Below are 17,703 nucleotides of genomic sequence, written 5' to 3'. Positions count from 1 at the left end.
CTGTGGACGGGTCTAGGCTGCGGCCACGGCGTCGGAGCCGTGCGCCGAAGGGCGGTCGGTGGAACGCCGAACTCGCCCTGGAATCAGCGGAATATGACGGAGGAGCGGTATGGGGGTCATGGCGGATCGGGGCAACGGGAACGACGAGCGGCGGCGAACGGCCGATCCGGCCGAGCTGGGGTCCGTTCTGGCGCGCTATCGGGAACGCCCGACGATGGGCAAACTCGGCCTGACCGTCGTTCCGGTCGTCGCCTTCCTGCTGTTCGGCGGCATACCCGACTCCATGCCGGGCACCGGGCACCTCGTATTCGACGTCATCTGCCTCCTGTTGTTCGTCTGGGGCGTGTACGAGCTGACCCACTCCCTCGCCTCGTGGCTGATCCTGCACGAGGACGGAATCGTCTACCGGGGCCGACGCAAGGTGCGGTGGGCGCACCGCTGGGAGGATTTCAAGGACGTCGTCCTCTCTCACGAGGTGACGTACGTGGGCGGGTCCTCCCGGCCCATCTCGGACAAGATCGTCGCGCGCCTGTGGACGGCGACCGGCCAGGGTGCCCGTGAACTGTCCGGCAACTACTTCCTGACCGACGTCGGGGCGGGCCTTCTGCGCACGTTCCTGCGCTCCCCGGGGAACCTGACGCCGATGTTCGGCGAAATCATCGACCGCGTCGTCGAGGCGCGTGTGCGGCACGACGTGCACGAACTGGCCACCGAGGGCGGCAAGGTCCGGTACGACCCCTTCGAGATCGGCGATACCTACCTGCACGTCAAGGGCGCCGCCGACGAGATCCCGTGGGACGAGGTCACCCGGCTGACCGTGGACGAGGAACAGGTCGCCATCACCATTCCTCACTTGCGGCGCCGCATGGAGGGCATCAAGCTCAAGGCGGACGGTCGCCGGGAGAACTACCGGGTCGGCGGGGACAACACCCTGTACATCGAGACCAAGGGCCTGAGCAACTGCCGGAAGGCGATCATCTGGTCCGTCATGTCCCACATCGCGGATTCCCTCGACACGGAATCGCGCTGACCGTGCCTATGGGCAAGGCCCGCACGGCGCGCGCGGACCAGCTGATCACGCCGGCACCCGCCCGTGCCGTGTAGGCGTGCGGCTCGCCACCACCGCGTTCTTCGTGCCGAAGCTCACCTTGTTCCTGTACTCCGGCTCGCGCCGGTACGTCGCAAGGGTCCGGACCCGTGCCGGGCCCCGGCGGCGGCCGGTCGTCCGGTGGAAGTCCAGCCGTCAGGTCCGCGCCACCGCTCCCGCGGTTCGGCGTCCGGCGGGTGAGGGCATTGTCGTCGGCGTGGGTGAGACCGGTGCGATGTCCGACCGGGTGGGCCGGTCACTCGGTCGATCACCAATCGGTCAGATCCACCACGTACGTGCAGTGCGGGTCGTCCGCGCCCGCGGATGTGCGCCACTCCTCGCCGAGCAGTGAGGGCAGAGCGGCCAGCAGGGCGGTCAGCGCGCCACCCGGGTGTACGTCGGCGGTGATCACGCCGGAAACATCCTCGCTGTCCAGATAGAGACGCAGCGGGCCTCCTTCCATGAACAGGAACCCGCGCAAACGCGCCGCGTGCCGCTCTTCGGCTGACGGATATGCCAAGCATCTCAGGAGAGTGAAGGACCAGTCGTCAGGCGTGAACGGAGCTGCCTCGACAGTCGTCGGATCCACGCGGAGCAGGGTCATCCCCATGGTCGAGCCCGACTCTGCTCCGAGGGTAAATGTGTGTTCCGGTGTGCGCGCTGCGCAGGATGCCGACAATGTCGTGAGCGGTGAGCAGTTCATCGCCCGGACGGAGAGGGATTTCATAGGCGGTCAGCCGGTCGGGGGCGCGTTCGCCGTTGTCACCGAGAGCGACGCGGACCGCTGCGGCTGCCGAGGGCGCGGGCAGAACCCCCCCGCACGTGCTGATCACCGACCAGAGGCGCGTAGACCAGGTGCAGCAGAAGGCCTGCGATATCAGCCTGCAGCTCCTCGATCTCTTCCGTGTCTTCACTCACCGTGTTACTCATTCACCCAGTTCGGGCACTTACGCACGCCATTGCAATATGCCGTGATCACGCCGACTACTTGCCCGCGCCCTGCGTCGTACCGTCCGTCGTCCGTCTTGCGCGCGTACCGGACCTTGACGATGATCTTCACCCTTCCGTACTGACGATTCGAGGCGTACCCCCACATCGACGGTGCGAAGGCCGGGGCCTTCAGTGACGGAGCCACTCCGCGACCTCGACCACGTCCCCGACGCTCACCACGCCCTCGCACACCACCGCGTTCTTCGCGCCGAAGCTCACCTTGTTCTTGTACTCCGGCTCGCGCCGGTACGTCGCGAGGGTCCGGACCGGTTCCGGGCCCGCGCGGCGGCCGGTCTCCTGGTCGACGAGCGGGACGTTGCACCGCATCGCCCGTACCGAGTAGGCGAGTTCCGCAGTGCCGATGGTCATCCGGCGTACCCGGTCCTCGAAGTGCGGTTCGTCGTTGCCGGTCAGGACGATGTTGGCGCGGAAGCGGTCCATCGGGACGGGCGCGGCGTCGCCCCGGGTGGCGATACGGGCGTTGAGGCCGTCCAGGGAGGCCGTCGAGGCGACCAGCACCGCGTGGGCGTCCGCGAAGTTGACCTTGCCGGGGGTCTCACCCCAGCCGTCCCGGTCGAAGCCGGGCGCCACCCGTACCAAGCGGGACTTCGCACCGAGCGCATCGGAGAACCATTCCGCCGCCGCGTCCCCCTGGTCGGCGGCCTGGCCGAGCGGGCGGTCGAACATGCTGACGTCGCGGCGCGGGCCGTCCCGGTCGACGTCCAGCAGCAGCGGCTCGACGCCCTCGGCGGACAGGGCCAAGGCCGCCCCGTCGTGCAGGACGTCGACCCTGATCGCGGCCATCGGCGGGTGCGTACGCTGGCTGCGGAATGCGCCGTCCGCCGCGTCCACGACCATGAACGTCCGGTCGTGCTCAAGGCCGGTCGCGCCGGCCCGCGCGGACTGGACCGTGATCCCGGCGCAGCCCTTGACCGGGTAGTAGGCGAGTTCTCGAACAGTGATCGTCACGATGTCCCCTCCGGGGCAGCCGCTTCGAGGTCCTCGACGCTGCCGGACATGATGGTGCGGATGTGTCGGGTGAGGTGCTCGGTGGGCCAGTCCCACCAGGCGACGGCAAGGAGCCGGGCAATGGTCTCGTCGTCGTACCGGGTACGGATCAGCCTGGCCGGATTGCCGCCGACGATGCCGTAGTCGGGTACGTCACCGACGACGACCGCGCCGGCGCCGATGATCGCGCCGTGCCCGATCCGTACCCCCGGCATCACCATGGAGTTGTAGCCGAACCAGACGTCGTTGCCGATGACCGTGTCACCCCGGCCCGGCAGCCCGGTCAGCAGATCGAAGTGCTCGGCCCAGGAGCCGCCCATGGTGGGGAACGGGAACGTGGACGGGCCGTCCATCCGGTGGTTGGCGCCGTTCATGATGAACCGCACTCCGGTCCCCAGCGCGCAGAACTTCCCGATGACGAGCTTCTCCGGGCCGTAGTGATACAGCACATTGCGGGTCTCGAACGTGGTCGCGTCGTCGGGGTCGTCGTAGTACGAGTAGTCGCCGACCTCGATCAGTTCGGACTTCACCAGGGGCTTCAGCTGGACGACCCGGGGCTGGCCGGGCATCGGGTGCAGAACGGTGGGGTCGGCGGGAACGGAACTCATGGCGCCCATCATCGCATTCACCTCGCATGATGTAAGTTCCTTTTAGGAACTCGCGCGATATCGAGAGAGGAACCTGCCGTGACGCTGGCGCAGTGGACCGAGGTCGACGACTACTTCAACGGCCTGCTGGTGGGCCCGGACGAAGCCCTGGACGCGGCCGTCGAGGCCAGCGACAAGGCCGGGCTGCCGGCGATCCAGGTCGCCGCCAACCAGGGCAAGCTGCTGAACCTGCTGGCCCGGCTCCAGGGGGCGCGCACCGTGCTGGAGATCGGCACCCTGGGCGGTTACAGCACCATCTGGCTGGCTCGCGCGCTGCCCGAGGGCGGCAAGGTCGTGACGCTGGAGGCCGATCCGGCGTACGCGGAGATCGCGCGGGCCAACATCGAGCGCGCCGGGCTCGCGCACGTCGTCGAGATCCGGGTCGGCCGCGCTCTCGATACGCTGCCGGAGCTCGCGGCGGAGGGGCGCGGGCCGTTCGACGTCGTGTTCATCGACGCCGACAAGCCGAGCAACCCCGACTACCTGGCCTGGTCCCTGAAGCTGACCCGGCCCGGCAGCCTGATCGTCGCCGACAACGTCGTGCGCGACGGAGAGGTGGTCGACGGCGGGAGTGACGACCCGAAGGTGCAAGGTGTGCGCCGGTTCACCGAACTCGTCGCGGCCGAGCCGAGGTTGAGTGCGACCGCTCTGCAGACCGTTGGCAGCAAGGGGTACGACGGGCTGATGATGGCGCTCGTCACCGACGGGCGATAGCAGCGGGCGGGCGGGAAAAGCGTTCGACGGGTGTGGTGGGGCCGGTCATGATCGGGTGCATGAGTTTGCACATGATCGACCCGGTTCGCGTCGGTACGGAACGGATGGTGGGAGGGCGGCTGCTGGGCTGGGCCGAGTGGGGGCCGCGGGACGGGGTGCCGGTGCTGCTGTCGCCCGGTGCGGCCACCAGCAGGCATCTCGGGTTCGGTGCCGATGTACTGGACGGGCTCGGTGTGCGGGTGATCTCCTTCGACCGTCCAGGACTGGGGGTCTCCTCGCCCTTGCCGGGCCGCACGTTCGACGACTTCGTCGACGACATCCGCGCGTTCGCCGGCCTGCGCGACCTGGGCCGGCCCCTGATGGTCGGCAACTCGCAGGGGGCGCCTTTCGCGCTGGCGTGCGCCGCCGCCGGAGTGGTCGGCGCGCTCGCGGTGGTCTCCGGCGCGGACGAGGTCGCGGCGCCGTGCTTCGCCGACGCGCTTCCGGGCGAACTGCGCCGCCTCGTGGACCTGGTCGTGTCCGAACCGTCCGCCGCCGAGCAGGTCTTCGCCGGGTTCACCCCGCAGGCGATGTGGGACATGGTCATGTCCGGCAGCCCGGAGTGCGACCTTGTCGTGTACCGGCAGCCCGCGTTCGCCGCCGCCTACCGGCGTGCCCTCGACGAAGCCTTCGCGCAGGGAGCGACCGGGTACGCCCGGGACACCGTCCTGGCCATGGGGCACTGGGGGATCGAACTGTCGGACATCGCCGTACCGGTGGACCTCTGGTACGGGGAGAAGGACACCGGCCACTCGCCCGACCAGGGAGCCGAACTGGCCTCGCGCATCCCGGGCGCGGTCCGGCATCTGGTGCCGGAGGCCGGCGGCGCGGTGCTCTGGACGCATGCCGAGCAGGTGCTGAGCACGCTGCTGGAGCGCGCCGCTGTCCGTTGAGGCGTCGGACGCAGAGAAGGACCCTCGCCTGTCACGTCCAGGCGAGGGTCCCCCCTTCATCCGCCTGCCCGGTGAAGGTTGAGAAGACGATCACGAGGCAGGACGTATCTGCGCCTCCCGGTCAAGGGGCGAGCAGCAGTACGTCGGCGCGCTCCTTGGCGGCCGCGTAACGCTTCGCCACGTCCTGCCAGTTGACGACGGCCCACATCGCCTCGATGAAGTCGACCTTCTGGTTCTTGTACTGGAGATAGAAGGCGTGCTCCCAGGCGTCGAAGACCAGGATCGGAACGGAGCCCTGGCCGACATTGCCCTGGTGGTCGTAGACCTGCTCGACGATCAGCTTTCCGCTCACCGGCTCGTACGCGAGGACGCCCCAGCCGGAGCCCTGCGTGGTGGCCGCGGCCTTCGTCAGCTGGGACTTGAAGCCGGCGAACGAGCCGAACGACTCGGTGATCGCGTCCGCGAGGTCGCCGACACCGTCCGCCGCGAGGGGCTCGCCGCCGCCGTCGCCGGTCATGTTGTGCCAGTAGATCGAGTGCAGGATGTGGCCGGAGAGGTGGAACGCGAGGTTCTTCTGGAGCCCGTTGATCGCTCCCCATGCCTCCTTGTCGCGCGCCTCCGCCAGCTGCTCCAGGGTGTCGTTCGCACCCTTCACATAGGCGGCGTGGTGCTTGTCGTGGTGGAGCTCGATGATCTGCGGATTGATGACCGGTTCGAGCGCCGCGTAGTCGTACGGGAGTTCCGGAAGCGTGTACGTGGCCATGTGGTCGAACCTTTCAGCTGCTGTCCTGTTGTTATTGCAACCTATATGCAAGAGCAGGCTAACAGCAGGAGGGGGGTGGAGGTGATCAGTCCTTCGGACTAGGACGCCGGGGCGAGAGGCGGGGCCGGCCCGGCTGTGGCGCGGCTCATGGGAGAACCTTCCGTGGGGATGGGGCGCCGGCGAGGGCGGGGCCGGTCACTTCGTTCAGCCGGTGCAGCCGGGCATAGGTTCCGCCGCGCAGGAGCAGGTCTTCGTGCGTTCCGTACTCGACGACCCGGCCACGGTCCAGCACCACGGTGGATGTGGCGTCGCGGACGGTGAACAGGTTGTGGGAGATGACGATGGTGGTCCGCCCGGCCATGAGCCGGCGCAGCGGTTCCATGATCCGGCGGCCCGACCGGGCGTCCAGGCCGGTGGTCGGTTCGTCCAGGAGCAGTACGGGTGCGTCCCTGATCATCGCGCGGGCGATCGCGAGGCGCTGGGCCTGCCCGCCGGACAGTGTTCGGCCACGCTGGCCCACCAGGGTGTCGTAGCCCTCGGGCAGCAGCTGGATGAAGTCGTGGGCGTCGGCGGCGCGGGCCGCCGCGACGATGTCCGCCTCCGCGGCGTCCGGACGGCCGTAGGCGATGTTCTCCCGTACGGTGCCGTGGAAGACCAGCGTCTCCTGGAGGACCACCGCGACGTTCTCGCGCAGCTCGGACAGCTGGAGGTCCCTCAGGTCGGTGCCGTCGAGGAGGATGGCGCCCCGGTCCGGGTCGTAGAAGCGCAGTTGAAGCTTCCCGACCGTGGATTTACCGGCACCGCTCGCGCCGACCAGTGCCAGCGTCGTGCCGGGCGTCACGTGGAACGACACGTCCAAGAGCGCCCACCGGGACGTACCCGGATAGCGGAAACAGACGCCGCGGAACTCGATGTCGCCCCGGGCGCGCCCGATCCGTCGGGCGTGGGCGGCGTCGACGACCTGGGGGCGCTGGTCGAGCAGCTCGATGATCCGCTCGGCGGAGGCGGACGCCGCGTAGAACGTGTTGGCGAGGTGGGACAGGTCGCGGATCGGACCGTAGAGATTGCCCAGCAGCGCGAGGAAGACCAGCAGCCCGCCCAGGGTGAGCTGACCCTGCGCCAACTTCCACGTGCCCAGGCCCATGACGGCCAGCCCGCCGGCCAGCTCGATGACGTCGACGATCGGGCCGTAGACGGCGCGGATGCGCGCCGAGGTCATCGCCGCGCGGAACTTGCCCACACTCTCGCGTTCGAACCGTCGATCCTCCGACTCCTGCCGGTTGTACGCCTGCACCAGGGCGATGTTGCCGAGTGACTCCTCGGCGATCGCGCTGATGGAGCCGCTGCGCCGCCGCCGCTCGCGCGATGCGGCCTTGATCAGCCGGGAGAAGCGCCGGGCCGCCCACCAGAAGAGCGGCACGATGACGAGCGCGAGGAGGGTCAGGTCCCACCGCAGGTAGAACAGCAGACCGAGGAAGACGCCCAACCGGATCACGTAGTACAGGCCGTCCGCCACCCCCGAGAGGAGGAACGTCTCGACCGCGTCGACATCGCCGGTGATACGCGACAGCAGGTCCCCCAGCCGTCGCCGTTCGAAGAACCCGAGTGAGAGGCCCTGGACGTGCCGGAACACATCCGACCGAAGGGCCAGCAGGAAATGCTCACTGACCCAGGTGGAGGTCACGTCGTCGGCGAATCCCAGAACGCCGGAGCAGATGACGAGCCCTGCGTATGCCAGGGCGATCCAGAGGAAGGGACGCAGATCGCGCGGAACGAGGACGTCGTCCACCACGACTTTGAACAGCCAGATCTCGGCCGCGTCGATGACGGGTCCGGCCATGCTGAAGACGAGTACCGGAACGAGCCAGTGCCGGCCGCCGCGTGTATAGGGCCAGAACCGCCGGAACGCCTCACGCGGTGCCACGGGCGGCGCGGCGGCGACGACTGCGTCGGGGTCATCGGCCACCGACAGCAGCCGCCGCAGCACATGAAGCGAGACACGCCTCATAAGACGCGTTCCTCAAAGATTGCCGGCCGGGCGGACCAAGAGCCCGGGCCCGCCCGGCCGTCCTGCGCGATCACCAGCGGTGATCGCGGTGGCCGCCGTGACCGTGGCCGTGACCGTGGTCGTGGTCGTGGCCGTGGTCGTGACCACGGTGGCCACGATGGTCCCTTCCGTTGTCGTCGAAGCGCCGCGACGTGTCCCTCATGTCGTGACCGCTTCTCGCGGGGATGAGATGACTGAAGATCGCCATGAGCTTCCCTCCTGAAGAGGCTTCCAGATGGAATACGCTCCGGAGTGCTCAGGGGATTGCCTGTTTCAGGAAATTTTCGTACCCGGGTCAGTCCACCGTCTTCGCCGCGCACTGATGCCGCGGTCCTGTGCCAGTCCTTCCACCGCGCCGGGGTTGCCCGGCGCAGGCAATCCCTGCGGGCCCGTGTTACGTAAGGAGTATGCGCAGGATTGGCATACCCCTGGAGCGGGTGCCCGACGAAGCGCTGCTGGCCGGGCTCATGACCGGCGACCCCGAGATCGCCGTGGCCTTCGTCCGGCGGTTCCAGCGTCGGGTCTTCGGCGTGGCCATCGCCGTGGTGGGTGATGTCCAGCTCGCCGAGGACATCGCCCAGCAGACCTTCGAGCGTGCCTGCCGACACGCTCAGGTCTACGACCCGCGCCGGGGATCGGTGCCCACCTGGCTGGCGGCCATCGCACACAACCTCGCGATCGACGCCGTACGCGCGCGCAAGGCCACTCCGGTCGACCCCGCAGACCTGGAGAACATGATGGAGACCATCACGGACACACCGGAGCGGCATGCACTCTCCACCGAGACCGCGGTGGAACTGCGCCGCGCGGTCGGCGCACTGCCACGGGAGCAGGCGCGGGCTCTGGTGATGGCAGGGATCTACGGGATGACGGCTCAGCAGGTCGCCGACATCGAGGAGATACCGCTCGGTACTGCCAAGACCCGGATAAGGACGGCCATGGGCAAGGTCCGGGCGTCGCTCGCGACGAGGCAGGTGGACCATGACTGACAACGGCGGGTTCAGCTGTGAGCAGCTCCGGGAGATCGGCGCGGAGCTGGCGCTCGGCGTGCTGCCCGCCGAGGACCGGGCCGGGGTGATGGACCACCTGGAGCACTGCCCGGCCTGCCGCGAATACGTCCACGAGCTGACGGCGGCGTCGGACGCGCTGCTGGATCTTGTACCCGGCAGCGAACCGCCGGTCGGCTTCGAGGACAGGGTGATCGACCGGCTCGGGCTCTCCTCCGGGCGACGGCCGCGCCGGCGCGTGCAGTGGCGGCGGTTCGCCCTCGCCGCGGCGGCAGCGGCAGCGGGCCTCGCCCTCGGTGGCGGCGGTTGGGTGCTGGGTGCGTCCGTCGGCCGTCCGGTCCCGGTCGCGCCCATCGTCGTCCCGGTGCAACCGCGGCTGCTCACCGCTCAACTCGCCCACGCGGGCCAGTCGTTCGGGCAGGTCTACCTCTACACCGGGTCCTCGCCCTGGTTGTACATGGCGGTGGACGCCGACGGGCACTCCGGCACCGTCCGCTGCCAGTTGCAGCGGGCCGACGGCTCCATCGTCAAGATCGGTTCCTTCACCCTCAATGACGACGGCTACGGCTCCTGGGGCGGGCCCTACCTCGCCGGCACATCACCGGTCACCGGCGTCCGCCTGCTCAACGCGGACGGCTCCCTGCTCGCAAGTGCCACCTTCAACCAGTTCCACAGCTGAGGGGCGGGGACCGGCGCCGGTGGTGCGTGTCCTCGGACCGGGAACGAGTGCTCATGCGCGGGCGTGCGTACGGGCCGCGGCGAGCCGGGCCAGGTGGTCCTCGTACGCCTTCGCATAGAACACCGCCCGTTCCGGGTCCGGTTCGACGACCTCTGCCGGGGCCGTCCAGGCAGCCGTGTCCAACTCCGCGCCGAAGCGCTGTGCCGCCGCGAGCACCGCGCCCCGCGCACCGACCTCGCCCTCCACGATCCGGACCGGCCGGCCCAGCACATCGGCGAACAGGCGCATCCAGGCAGGGGAGCGGGTGCCGCCGCCGCACAGGGCGAGGGTGCCGGTGAGGCCCGCGGCCTCCAGGCAGTGGCGGGCGGCGAAGCCGATGCCCTCGCAGACCGCGCGGATCAGATCCGCCGGGGTGGTCTCCAGCGACACGCCGGTCAGCTCGGCCCGCAGGCGCGGCTCGACGAACGGGGCGCGTTCGCCGGACGGGGCGAAATAGGGGAGCACGCGGACACCGTTCGCGCCGGGCGGAGTGGCGGCGAGGAGCGAGTCGACCTCCGCATGGCGTACGCCGGTGGTGGCCAGGATCCAGTCGAGGGCCGCGGTGCCGACCATCGCCGGCATGGCGCGCAGCCAGTGGCCCGGTCGGTCGGTGGAGATGTACAGACCCGCCGGCTCGCCGTCCAGATCGAGCCGCTCCGTGGCCACCAGCGCGGCCAGGCAGGTGCCGACGATCAGCAGACCGTCGCCGGGACGGGTGACGCCCGCCCCCAGGGCGGAGGCCGGCAGATCGTAAGGACCGTTGGATATCCGTACCCCGGAGGGGAGTTCGGCGGTGGCGACCGGATCGCTGACCGGGGCGAGGAGCGAAGCCCGGTGACCGAGGCCGAGTGCGGCCACGACATCCGAGGAGTACATACGGGTCATCGGGTCCAGGAACGGCATCGACGCATCGGAGACATCCGTGGCCCGGACCCCCGTCAGACGCTGGAACACCATGTCCTTGCAGTACAGGGCGGTCGTCGCCGCGTCGAGCGAGGCCGGGTCGTGACGGTCGAGCCAGGCCAGCACCGGGCCCGGACAGCCCGGGAACATCGCGCTGCCGGTGCGCCGGTAGACGGCTCCGAAGACACCGGACGCCAGCCAGGCGTCGACCAGTTCATGGGCTCGGCCGTCCATCCAGGAGATCGCCGTACGCACCGGCCGGCCCGCCGCGTCGACCAGCCAGACGCCGTCGCCCTGACCGGTGAGGCCGGCGAACGCGACCCCGTCGGTGCCCAGCGCGGCCAGGACCTCGCAGACCGCCCCGTACACCTCCTCCATGTCCTGCTCCACGAAACCGCCGCGGATCGTGAGCCCCACGGGGCGGGATTCGACGGCCAGCGTGCGGCCCTGCGGGTCGAAGGCCGCGGCCTTCACCACGGATGTGCCGGCATCGATGCCGATGTACCTCGTCATGGACAGGCTCCCCTCACAGTGCGTGGGCGAGAGGTTCGCCCCGCACGTAGCGCGCCACCTCGGCCGCAGCGATCCGGGCCGCCTTCTGCGCGACCGGCCGGCTGGCGCCCGCCACATGCGGGGTCATCAGCAGACGCGGGGTGCGGAAGAGCCGTGACGTGGGCGGGGGCGGCTCCTGCTCGTATGTGTCCAGCGCCGCGGCCCGCAACTGCCCCGAGTCCAGGGCGTCGCACAGCGCGTCCGTGTCCAGCAACCCGCCCCGGGCCGCGTTCACGAGGACCGCGCCACGCGGCAGCAGGGCCAGTTCGCGGGCGCCGATGAGATGCCGGGTCTCCGGGGTGAGCCGGGCGTGCAGGGTGAGGACGCGGGAGCGGTCCAGGAGCGCCTCCAGTGAGGTGGCGCGCATGCCGTGGACGTCGCCGCGCACATACGGGTCGTACACCTCGACCTCGGCGCCGAACGCGGAGAGTACCCGGGCCACCCGGCTGCCGACCGCGCCGTAACCGATCAGGCCGACGGGAGTGTCCTCCAGCTCCAGGCCGCAGTTCTCGTACGTGTAGTGGGAGGCGTCCCAGCGGCCGTCGACGGCGAGGGAGCGGTGGGCCTCGGGGATGCGGCGCAGGGCCGAGAGCATCAGCCCCACGGTGAACTCGGCGGTCGCCGCCGCATTGCGTCCGGGCGCGAAGCACACCCGCACACCCCGGGCCCGTGCCGCGGCTGCGTTCACATTGACCGGGCCGCCCCGGCAGACCACGACCAGCCGCAGATCGGGTGCGGCGGCCAGGACCCGTTCCGTGAACGGGCCCATCTGCGTCACGCACACCTCGACCCCGTCCAGGGCGCGGATCAGTGCGTCCTCGACGTCGCTCGCCTCGTCGACCTCGGCGACCTTGCCGAAGGGCTCCAGGGGCCAGGGGAGGGTGAGTTCGGTGAGATGGTGCTCCGGGCCGAGAGCGTGGTGGAGGGCCTCGGCGATCAGGGAGTTGCGGACGAAACGGTCACCGGCGACCAGAATCCTCGTCGCGGGGCGGACCGTCATGGGGCGGGTCATCGCAGAGCGTCTCCTGTCCGGGTGTCGAAGACATGGATGTGCCGGGGATCGGCGGTGATGCGTACGGTGTCGTCCCGGTCGAGCCGTGCCTCCGGACCGGTCGCGACGACCAGCGGCTTCGCCACGCCGTCGAGCGAGGGCGTGGCGATGCCGGATTCCAGCAGGGGTTCATGGGCGGCGACCCGGGCCCGTACACCCGCGTCGTCCAGGCGCAGGTCCTCCGGGCGGATGCCGAGCACCACCGCGCGCCCCGCCGCGGGCCGCTGCGGTACGGGGATGCGCACGGAGCCCGAGAGGCGGACCCCGCCCGCCCCGTCGGCCGTACCCGGCCCCCGCGTCCGGTGCAGGTCTTGCGCAGTGCGCGCAGGGTCGGTTCAGTCACCCGTCATCGCCGCCTCCCGCTCCGGGTTCCCGGCCGGTGCCGCAGACCTCGTAGGGCACCTTGTGCTCGTCGAGTTCGCGCAGTGCCCGGTCCGACGCCCCGTCGTCGACCAGCAGCAGATCGAAGCGGGAGAGCGGGGCGAGCCGGTGCAGGGCCACCCGGCCCAGCTTGGAGTGGTCGAGCAGCAGCACATTGCGGCTCGCCGAGTCGAGCATCGCCCGCTTGACGGAGACGATGTGCTGTTCCTGGTGGTAGGCGTAACCGCCGGACACGGCGGAGGTGGAGGTGAAACAGATGTCGACCTGGAGCGACTGGACCGCCTCCACGCACGAGACGCCGAGGAACGAGGAGTGCAGCGGGTCGAAGTCGCCGCCGAGGCCCATCAGATGGATGCCGCGCTCCTGCGACAGCAGGTTGATCGCTTCGAGGAAGTTGGTGACGACGGTCAGCGGAGTGATGGAGCGCAGCCTGCGCGCGATCTCCAGCGTGGACGTCGAATCGTCGAGCATCACCGCCATGCCCGGCTCGATGAGCCGCAGGGCCCGTTCGGCGACGGCGGCCTTCTCGGCGCGCATCGTCTTCAGCCGGTAGGAGACGTTCGACTCGAAGACGCCGGAGGGCTGGGCGGTGACACCGCCGCGGAACTTGCGGACGATGCCCTGTCGTTCCAGCTCGTCCAGATCGCGGTGGATGGTCATCAGGCTGACGTCGAAACGCTCTGCGAGTTCGGCGGCGCTCACCTCGCCCTGCGCGAGGACGTACTCGGCTATGGATGCCTGGCGTGGGGCGGGGCCCCGCTGCGGAACGTTGCTCACGTGCTGATCCTTCGTCCTGGACGTGCCGGCCGGTCGGCCTCGAACAGCAGCAGACTCTCAGGCGGCACGGAGAGCCGGACCGGACGGTCGGGTCTCAGGCCCACCGCCTCGGCGCGCGGGACGACGAGGGACAGCTGCTGCCCGCCGATCCTGACCGTGACCTCGGTGGCCCGGCCCAGCAGCTCGGTGACTGAGCAGCGGGGTGGCGGACGCGGCCGCCGCCGCGCCGATGGCGAGGAACCGTCGCCGGGCGTGCGCGTTCATGTCCATCCGTGACCTCCACGGTCCGGCGGGAGACGAGTGGGGGCGGTGCCCGTTCACACGTTGAGTCGACTGGTTAACAGAGCTTGGAACAATGGAAGTTGGCCGTCAATCCCTCGCGCAACGGAAATTCTCGGTGCAGAGTGAGAAGTTCACAGAGAGGGCCGATATGTGGATGGGTATCGATCTCGGCACGCAGAGCGTCCGTGCGGTGGTGGCAGGAGACCGCGGCGAGATACTCGGCAGCGGCTCCGCCCCGCTCGCGGGCAGACGCGACGGTGTTCGGCATGAGCAGCGGCCCCTCGACTGGTGGACGGCCGTGTGCGCGGCCAGCCGCCAGGCACTGCGCGACTGCCCCGCGCCGCGTGCGCTCGCCGTCTGCGCCACCTCCGGCACCGTTCTGCTCGGCGACCGGGAAGGACGGCCACTGACCCCGGGGGTGATGTACGACGACGGGCGCGCCGTGACCGAGGCGGCCAGGGCCCGGACCCCGCCCAGCTGGGCGTTGCCCAAGGCGATGTGGCTGCTGCGGGAGTACGGGCGAGGCGCGGGCGGCACCGTACGGGTCATGCATCAGGCCGATCTGGTCCTGGCGCGGCTCGCCGGGACCCCGCTGCCCACCGACTCCAGCCACGCCCTGAAGACCGGCTACGACCTGGAACGGGACGCCTGGCCGCACCGGAGGTTCGGAAAGCTCGGCCTGCCCGACGGGCTGTTCCCGGACGTGGTGCGGCCGGGCCGGCGGATCGGCGAGGTGGGACGGGCGGCGGCCGAGGAGACCGGGATTCCGGCGGGCACGCTCCTGGTGGCCGGGATGACGGACGGGTGCGCGGCGCAGATCGCCTCCGGCGGGCTCACCGTGGGCTCCTGGAATTCGGTGCTCGGCACGACGCTGGTCCTCAAGGGGGTCACCTCGTCGCCGGTCGCGGACCCGGCCGGGGTGGTCTACAACCACCGTGCCCCGGACGGCCGCTGGCTGCCCGGCGGTGCCTCCGGGGTCGGCGGCGGGACGCTGGCCGCTGCCTTCCCGGGCGGGGACCCGGCCCGCCTGGACGCGCTGGCCCGCGCACACGAACCGGCGCGCGTGGTGGCGTACCCCCTCGCCGGGACGGGCGAACGCTTTCCCTTCGTCGCGCCGGAGGCGACCGGCTTCCTGCTCGGCGAGCCCGGCTCGGACGCCGAGCACTGGGCGGCCCTGCTGACCGGGGTGGGCCTGGTCGAACGACTCTGTCTCGACTACCTCGACCTGCTCGGCGCCCAGCTGTACGGCCGGCTCACCTTCACCGGCGGCGCGGTCCGCAGCGGCTACTGGAGCCGGTTGCGCGCCGACATCCTGGGCCGGCCCGTGTACATCCCGCAGTACAGCGAACCGGCGCTCGGCATGGCCGTGCTCGCGGCATACGGGGCGCGGGCCACGGCCACGCTGCAGGAGGCGGCGGGGCGGATGGTGCGGCTGCGGCACGTGCTGCGCCCGCACCCGGTGCGTACCGCGTGGTACACCGAGTCGTACCTCACGCTGGTGGACGAACTGGAGCGACGCGGCTGGCTCCCCGGCCCGGTCGCCGCCCACGCCCGTACCCGAACGGAGAAGCCATGACCGCCCGTCCGAGCGCCACCCTGCTGCTCGCCCGCCACGGTCAGACCGTCTGGCATGCGGAGAACCGCTACGCCGGGGTCAGTGACATCGCCCTCACCGACGAAGGACGCCGCCAGGCCGGGCAACTGGGCGAGTGGGCGGCCCGGCACCCGGTCGACGCGATCTGTACGTCGACGCTCAGGCGCGCGATCGAGACGGCAGAGCCCGCGTGCCGCGCGCTCGGTCTCGTCCCCCGGCGCGAACACGACCTGCGCGAATGCGATTTCGGTGAGGTGGAGGGGCGCACCCTGGCGGAGTTCGCGGCCGAGCACCCGGAGCGGGCCCGGGAGTACCGCGCCGACCCGGTGACCCACCCCTTCCCGGGTGCCGAGGACCCCCGGTCGGCGGCGGCCCGGGGGGTGATGGCACTGCGCCGGATCGCGGACGGGCACCCGGGGCAGCGGGTGCTGGTCGTCGCGCACAACACACTGCTGCGGCTCGTGCTGTGCGAGCTGCTGTCGATTCCGCTGGGCGCCTACCGCCGGGTCTTCCCGCGGTTGCGGAACACGGCGGTGAGCGAGGTGCGGATCGGGGAGCAGGGCGGTGCGCTGCTCTCCCTCAATGTGCCGTGCGTACCGGACGTCAGCCCTTGACGGCGACGGACCGCCGCTGCCGTACGACACCGATGGCCGCCAGTACGACGGTCAGGACGCCGGACGCCATCAGCTGGTCACGGGTGTCCGGCTCACGCAGCATCAGGACGAAGATGCCGAGCATCGCCAGGAGCGCCACCACCGTCAGGACCGGGAAGAGCCACATCCGTACGACGAGCTTCTCAGGGGCCTCGCGCTCCAGCCGGTCGCGAAGGATCACCTGGGAGAGGGCGATGAAGATCCAGACGACGAGGATCACCGCGCCGATCATGTTGAGCAGCCACGGGAAGACGTCGTCGGGCCGCCAGTAGCTGAGCAGCACGCACAGGAAGCCGAACACGGACGAGACCAGGACGGCCGTGCGCGGGACGCCCGAGGAGATCCTGCCGAGCCGCTTCGGGCCCTGGCCACGGGCGACCAGCGAACAGGCCATGCGCGAGGCGCCGTAGATGTTGGCGTTCATCGCGGAGAGCAGGGCTACCAGGATGACCACGTTCATGATCTCCGCGGCGCCGCTGATGCCGAGGTGGTCCAGGGCCGCGTAGAACGGGCCGACCTCCACGACCTTCGGGTCGTCCCACGGGACCAGCGTGACGACGACCGCCATCGAGCCGACGTAGAAGAGCGCGATCCGCCACATCGCCGTCCGCACGGCCTTGGCGACACCCTGCACCGGGTTCTCGGACTCGGCCGCTGCGATGGTGACGGTCTCCAGACCGCCGTACGCGAAGACGGAGGCGAGCAGTCCGATCACCAGGCCCTCGGCACCGTTCGGCATGAAGCCGCCCTCGCCCTTGAGGTTGGTGGTGCCGGGGGCGTCCGTACCGGGCAGCACACCGAGGATCGCCAGCACACCCAGGACCAGGAAGAGCGTGATCGCCACGACCTTGAGGGCGGCGAACCAGAACTCGAACTCGCCGAACTTCTTCACCGAGGCCAGGTTCGTGCCCAGGAAGACCACCATGAACAGCGCGACCCAGGCCCACTCCGGCGTACCGGGCAGCCAGCCGGTGACGATCTTCGCCGCGCCGATGCCCTCCAGGCCGACGGCGACACAGAGCAGCACCCAGAACGCCCAGCCCACGGTGAACCCCGCCCACGGCCCTATCGCCCGCTCCGCATGGACGGAGAAGGAGCCGGAGGCCGGGTTCGCGGCCGACATCTCGCCGAGCATCCGCATCACGAGCATGACCAGCAGCCCGGAGACGGCGTACGCGATGATGATCGACGGGCCCGCGGCGGCGATGCCCGCGCCCGAGCCGACGAAGAGTCCGGCGCCGATGACGCCGCCGAGGGCGATCATCGAAAGATGGCGCTGCTTGAGGCCGTGGGTGAGCGCCGAATCGGTCCTGGCGTCGGAGACGGCGACCGGGGAGCCGGTGGGGGGAGACGCGGAATTCCGAGACATGGACAAGCTCTGTTCGGTAGGTGAGACGTGGGGGGACGTGCGCGCACAGTCTGAGCGCGCACCCCGTTCACAGGGAACCGCTGTCCGCTATACGGGCACGATGCTCACCGAAGGTGCGCACCCGGGCACGGGGTGACGGCCGGTGCGGTCGCCGGCCGGACCCTGAGCGGTTCCTGGACGGTTTTGGCAGGAACCTACAGTCTCTCCCGACGGCCTCTGCCGGCAAAA

18 protein-coding genes are annotated in these 17,703 nt (G+C 70.3%); 7 read left to right on the top strand and 11 right to left on the bottom strand.

Annotated elements, in window-relative coordinates; translation table 11 throughout:
* Positions 1-118: 118 nt before the first annotated feature.
* Complete coding sequence (locus GA0115254_RS29065) at positions 119-1,030, top strand: hypothetical protein (protein WP_141720933.1); 912 nt, start codon at positions 119-121, stop codon at positions 1,028-1,030.
* Between the two features lie 325 nt (positions 1,031-1,355).
* Here GA0115254_RS29065 and GA0115254_RS44770 read toward each other — a convergent pair whose 3' ends face one another.
* The 3 genes from GA0115254_RS44770 to GA0115254_RS29045 form a co-directional block, all read right to left on the bottom strand.
* Positions 1,356-1,607, bottom strand: coding sequence for a hypothetical protein (locus GA0115254_RS44770; protein WP_176740337.1), 252 nt, complete (start codon positions 1,605-1,607; stop codon positions 1,356-1,358).
* Positions 1,608-2,206: 599 nt separating this feature from the next.
* On the bottom strand, positions 2,207-3,046 hold the full coding sequence (locus GA0115254_RS29050) for an MOSC domain-containing protein (RefSeq protein ID WP_093898244.1): 840 nt from the start codon (positions 3,044-3,046) through the stop codon (positions 2,207-2,209).
* Positions 3,043-3,693 (bottom strand): CatB-related O-acetyltransferase, encoded by a 651-nt coding sequence (locus GA0115254_RS29045; RefSeq protein WP_093898290.1) that lies wholly within the window; start codon positions 3,691-3,693, stop codon positions 3,043-3,045. The genes GA0115254_RS29050 and GA0115254_RS29045 overlap by 4 nt, the downstream gene beginning before the upstream one ends.
* Positions 3,694-3,771: 78 nt before the next feature.
* Here GA0115254_RS29045 and GA0115254_RS29040 point away from each other — a divergent pair, with 78 nt between their 5' ends.
* Both GA0115254_RS29040 and GA0115254_RS29035 read left to right on the top strand, forming a co-directional pair.
* Positions 3,772-4,446, top strand: coding sequence for an O-methyltransferase (locus GA0115254_RS29040; RefSeq protein ID WP_176740336.1), 675 nt, complete (start codon positions 3,772-3,774; stop codon positions 4,444-4,446).
* A gap of 59 nt (positions 4,447-4,505) precedes the next feature.
* A complete protein-coding gene (locus tag GA0115254_RS29035) occupies positions 4,506-5,378 on the top strand; it encodes an alpha/beta fold hydrolase (protein ID WP_218105590.1) in 873 nt (290 codons plus the stop codon).
* 121 nt (positions 5,379-5,499) lie between these two features.
* On the opposite strand, the gene GA0115254_RS29030 is transcribed toward GA0115254_RS29035, so the two are convergent.
* Both GA0115254_RS29030 and GA0115254_RS29025 read right to left on the bottom strand, forming a co-directional pair.
* Positions 5,500-6,141 (bottom strand): superoxide dismutase, encoded by a 642-nt coding sequence (locus GA0115254_RS29030; RefSeq protein WP_093898243.1) that lies wholly within the window; start codon positions 6,139-6,141, stop codon positions 5,500-5,502.
* A gap of 145 nt (positions 6,142-6,286) precedes the next feature.
* The gene (locus GA0115254_RS29025) at positions 6,287-8,149 is read right to left on the bottom strand and encodes an ABC transporter ATP-binding protein (RefSeq protein WP_093898242.1); all 1,863 of its coding nucleotides are present in this window, start codon (positions 8,147-8,149) and stop codon (positions 6,287-6,289) included.
* Between the two features lie 446 nt (positions 8,150-8,595).
* On the opposite strand from GA0115254_RS29025, the gene GA0115254_RS29020 reads away from it, so the two are divergent.
* Both GA0115254_RS29020 and GA0115254_RS29015 read left to right on the top strand, forming a co-directional pair.
* Positions 8,596-9,177 (top strand): RNA polymerase sigma factor, encoded by a 582-nt coding sequence (locus GA0115254_RS29020; RefSeq protein ID WP_093898241.1) that lies wholly within the window; start codon positions 8,596-8,598, stop codon positions 9,175-9,177.
* A complete protein-coding gene (locus GA0115254_RS29015) occupies positions 9,170-9,874 on the top strand; it encodes an anti-sigma factor family protein (protein ID WP_093898240.1) in 705 nt (234 codons plus the stop codon). The genes GA0115254_RS29020 and GA0115254_RS29015 overlap by 8 nt, the downstream gene beginning before the upstream one ends.
* Positions 9,875-9,925: 51 nt before the next feature.
* On the opposite strand, the gene GA0115254_RS29010 is transcribed toward GA0115254_RS29015, so the two are convergent.
* Genes GA0115254_RS29010 through GA0115254_RS28990 form a run of 5 tightly spaced genes read right to left on the bottom strand, consistent with a single transcriptional unit; the run spans position 9,926 to position 13,711 of the window.
* Positions 9,926-11,329 carry an FGGY-family carbohydrate kinase gene (locus GA0115254_RS29010; protein ID WP_093898239.1) on the bottom strand — a complete coding sequence of 468 codons (1,404 nt, stop codon included), beginning with the start codon at positions 11,327-11,329 and terminating at the stop codon, positions 9,926-9,928.
* Positions 11,330-11,342: 13 nt separating this feature from the next.
* The gene (locus GA0115254_RS29005) at positions 11,343-12,380 is read right to left on the bottom strand and encodes an NAD(P)-dependent oxidoreductase (RefSeq protein ID WP_370740963.1); all 1,038 of its coding nucleotides are present in this window, start codon (positions 12,378-12,380) and stop codon (positions 11,343-11,345) included.
* Positions 12,377-12,727: a TOBE domain-containing protein gene (locus GA0115254_RS29000; protein WP_093898238.1), complete on the bottom strand. Its 351-nt coding sequence runs from the start codon at positions 12,725-12,727 to the stop codon at positions 12,377-12,379. Before GA0115254_RS29000 ends, GA0115254_RS29005 begins: the two co-directional genes overlap by 4 nt.
* 31 nt (positions 12,728-12,758) lie before the next feature.
* Positions 12,759-13,577, bottom strand: coding sequence for a DeoR/GlpR family DNA-binding transcription regulator (locus GA0115254_RS28995; protein WP_256102834.1), 819 nt, complete (start codon positions 13,575-13,577; stop codon positions 12,759-12,761).
* Positions 13,574-13,711 carry a hypothetical protein gene (locus GA0115254_RS28990; RefSeq protein WP_256102836.1) on the bottom strand — a complete coding sequence of 46 codons (138 nt, stop codon included), beginning with the start codon at positions 13,709-13,711 and terminating at the stop codon, positions 13,574-13,576. The genes GA0115254_RS28995 and GA0115254_RS28990 overlap by 4 nt, the downstream gene beginning before the upstream one ends.
* Before the next feature lie 296 nt (positions 13,712-14,007).
* Here GA0115254_RS28990 and GA0115254_RS28985 point away from each other — a divergent pair, with 296 nt between their 5' ends.
* Both GA0115254_RS28985 and GA0115254_RS28980 read left to right on the top strand, forming a co-directional pair.
* Positions 14,008-15,435: an FGGY-family carbohydrate kinase gene (locus GA0115254_RS28985; protein WP_093898285.1), complete on the top strand. Its 1,428-nt coding sequence runs from the start codon at positions 14,008-14,010 to the stop codon at positions 15,433-15,435.
* The gene (locus GA0115254_RS28980) at positions 15,432-16,067 is read left to right on the top strand and encodes a histidine phosphatase family protein (RefSeq protein ID WP_093898236.1); all 636 of its coding nucleotides are present in this window, start codon (positions 15,432-15,434) and stop codon (positions 16,065-16,067) included. Before GA0115254_RS28985 ends, GA0115254_RS28980 begins: the two co-directional genes overlap by 4 nt.
* On the opposite strand, the gene GA0115254_RS28975 is transcribed toward GA0115254_RS28980, so the two are convergent.
* Entirely contained in the window at positions 16,057-17,475 is a 1,419-nt protein-coding gene (locus GA0115254_RS28975) for an amino acid permease (protein WP_093898235.1), read from the bottom strand. The genes GA0115254_RS28980 and GA0115254_RS28975 overlap by 11 nt on opposite strands.
* Between the last annotated feature and the right edge of the window lie 228 nt (positions 17,476-17,703).

The sequence above is a fragment of the Streptomyces sp. Ncost-T10-10d genome (genome assembly GCF_900091955.1).
In the GTDB taxonomy this organism is placed as follows: Bacteria; Actinomycetota; Actinomycetes; order Streptomycetales; family Streptomycetaceae; genus Streptomyces.
Note: the sequence above shows the minus strand (reverse complement) of the source record. Positions and strands in the feature narration are given on the sequence as shown.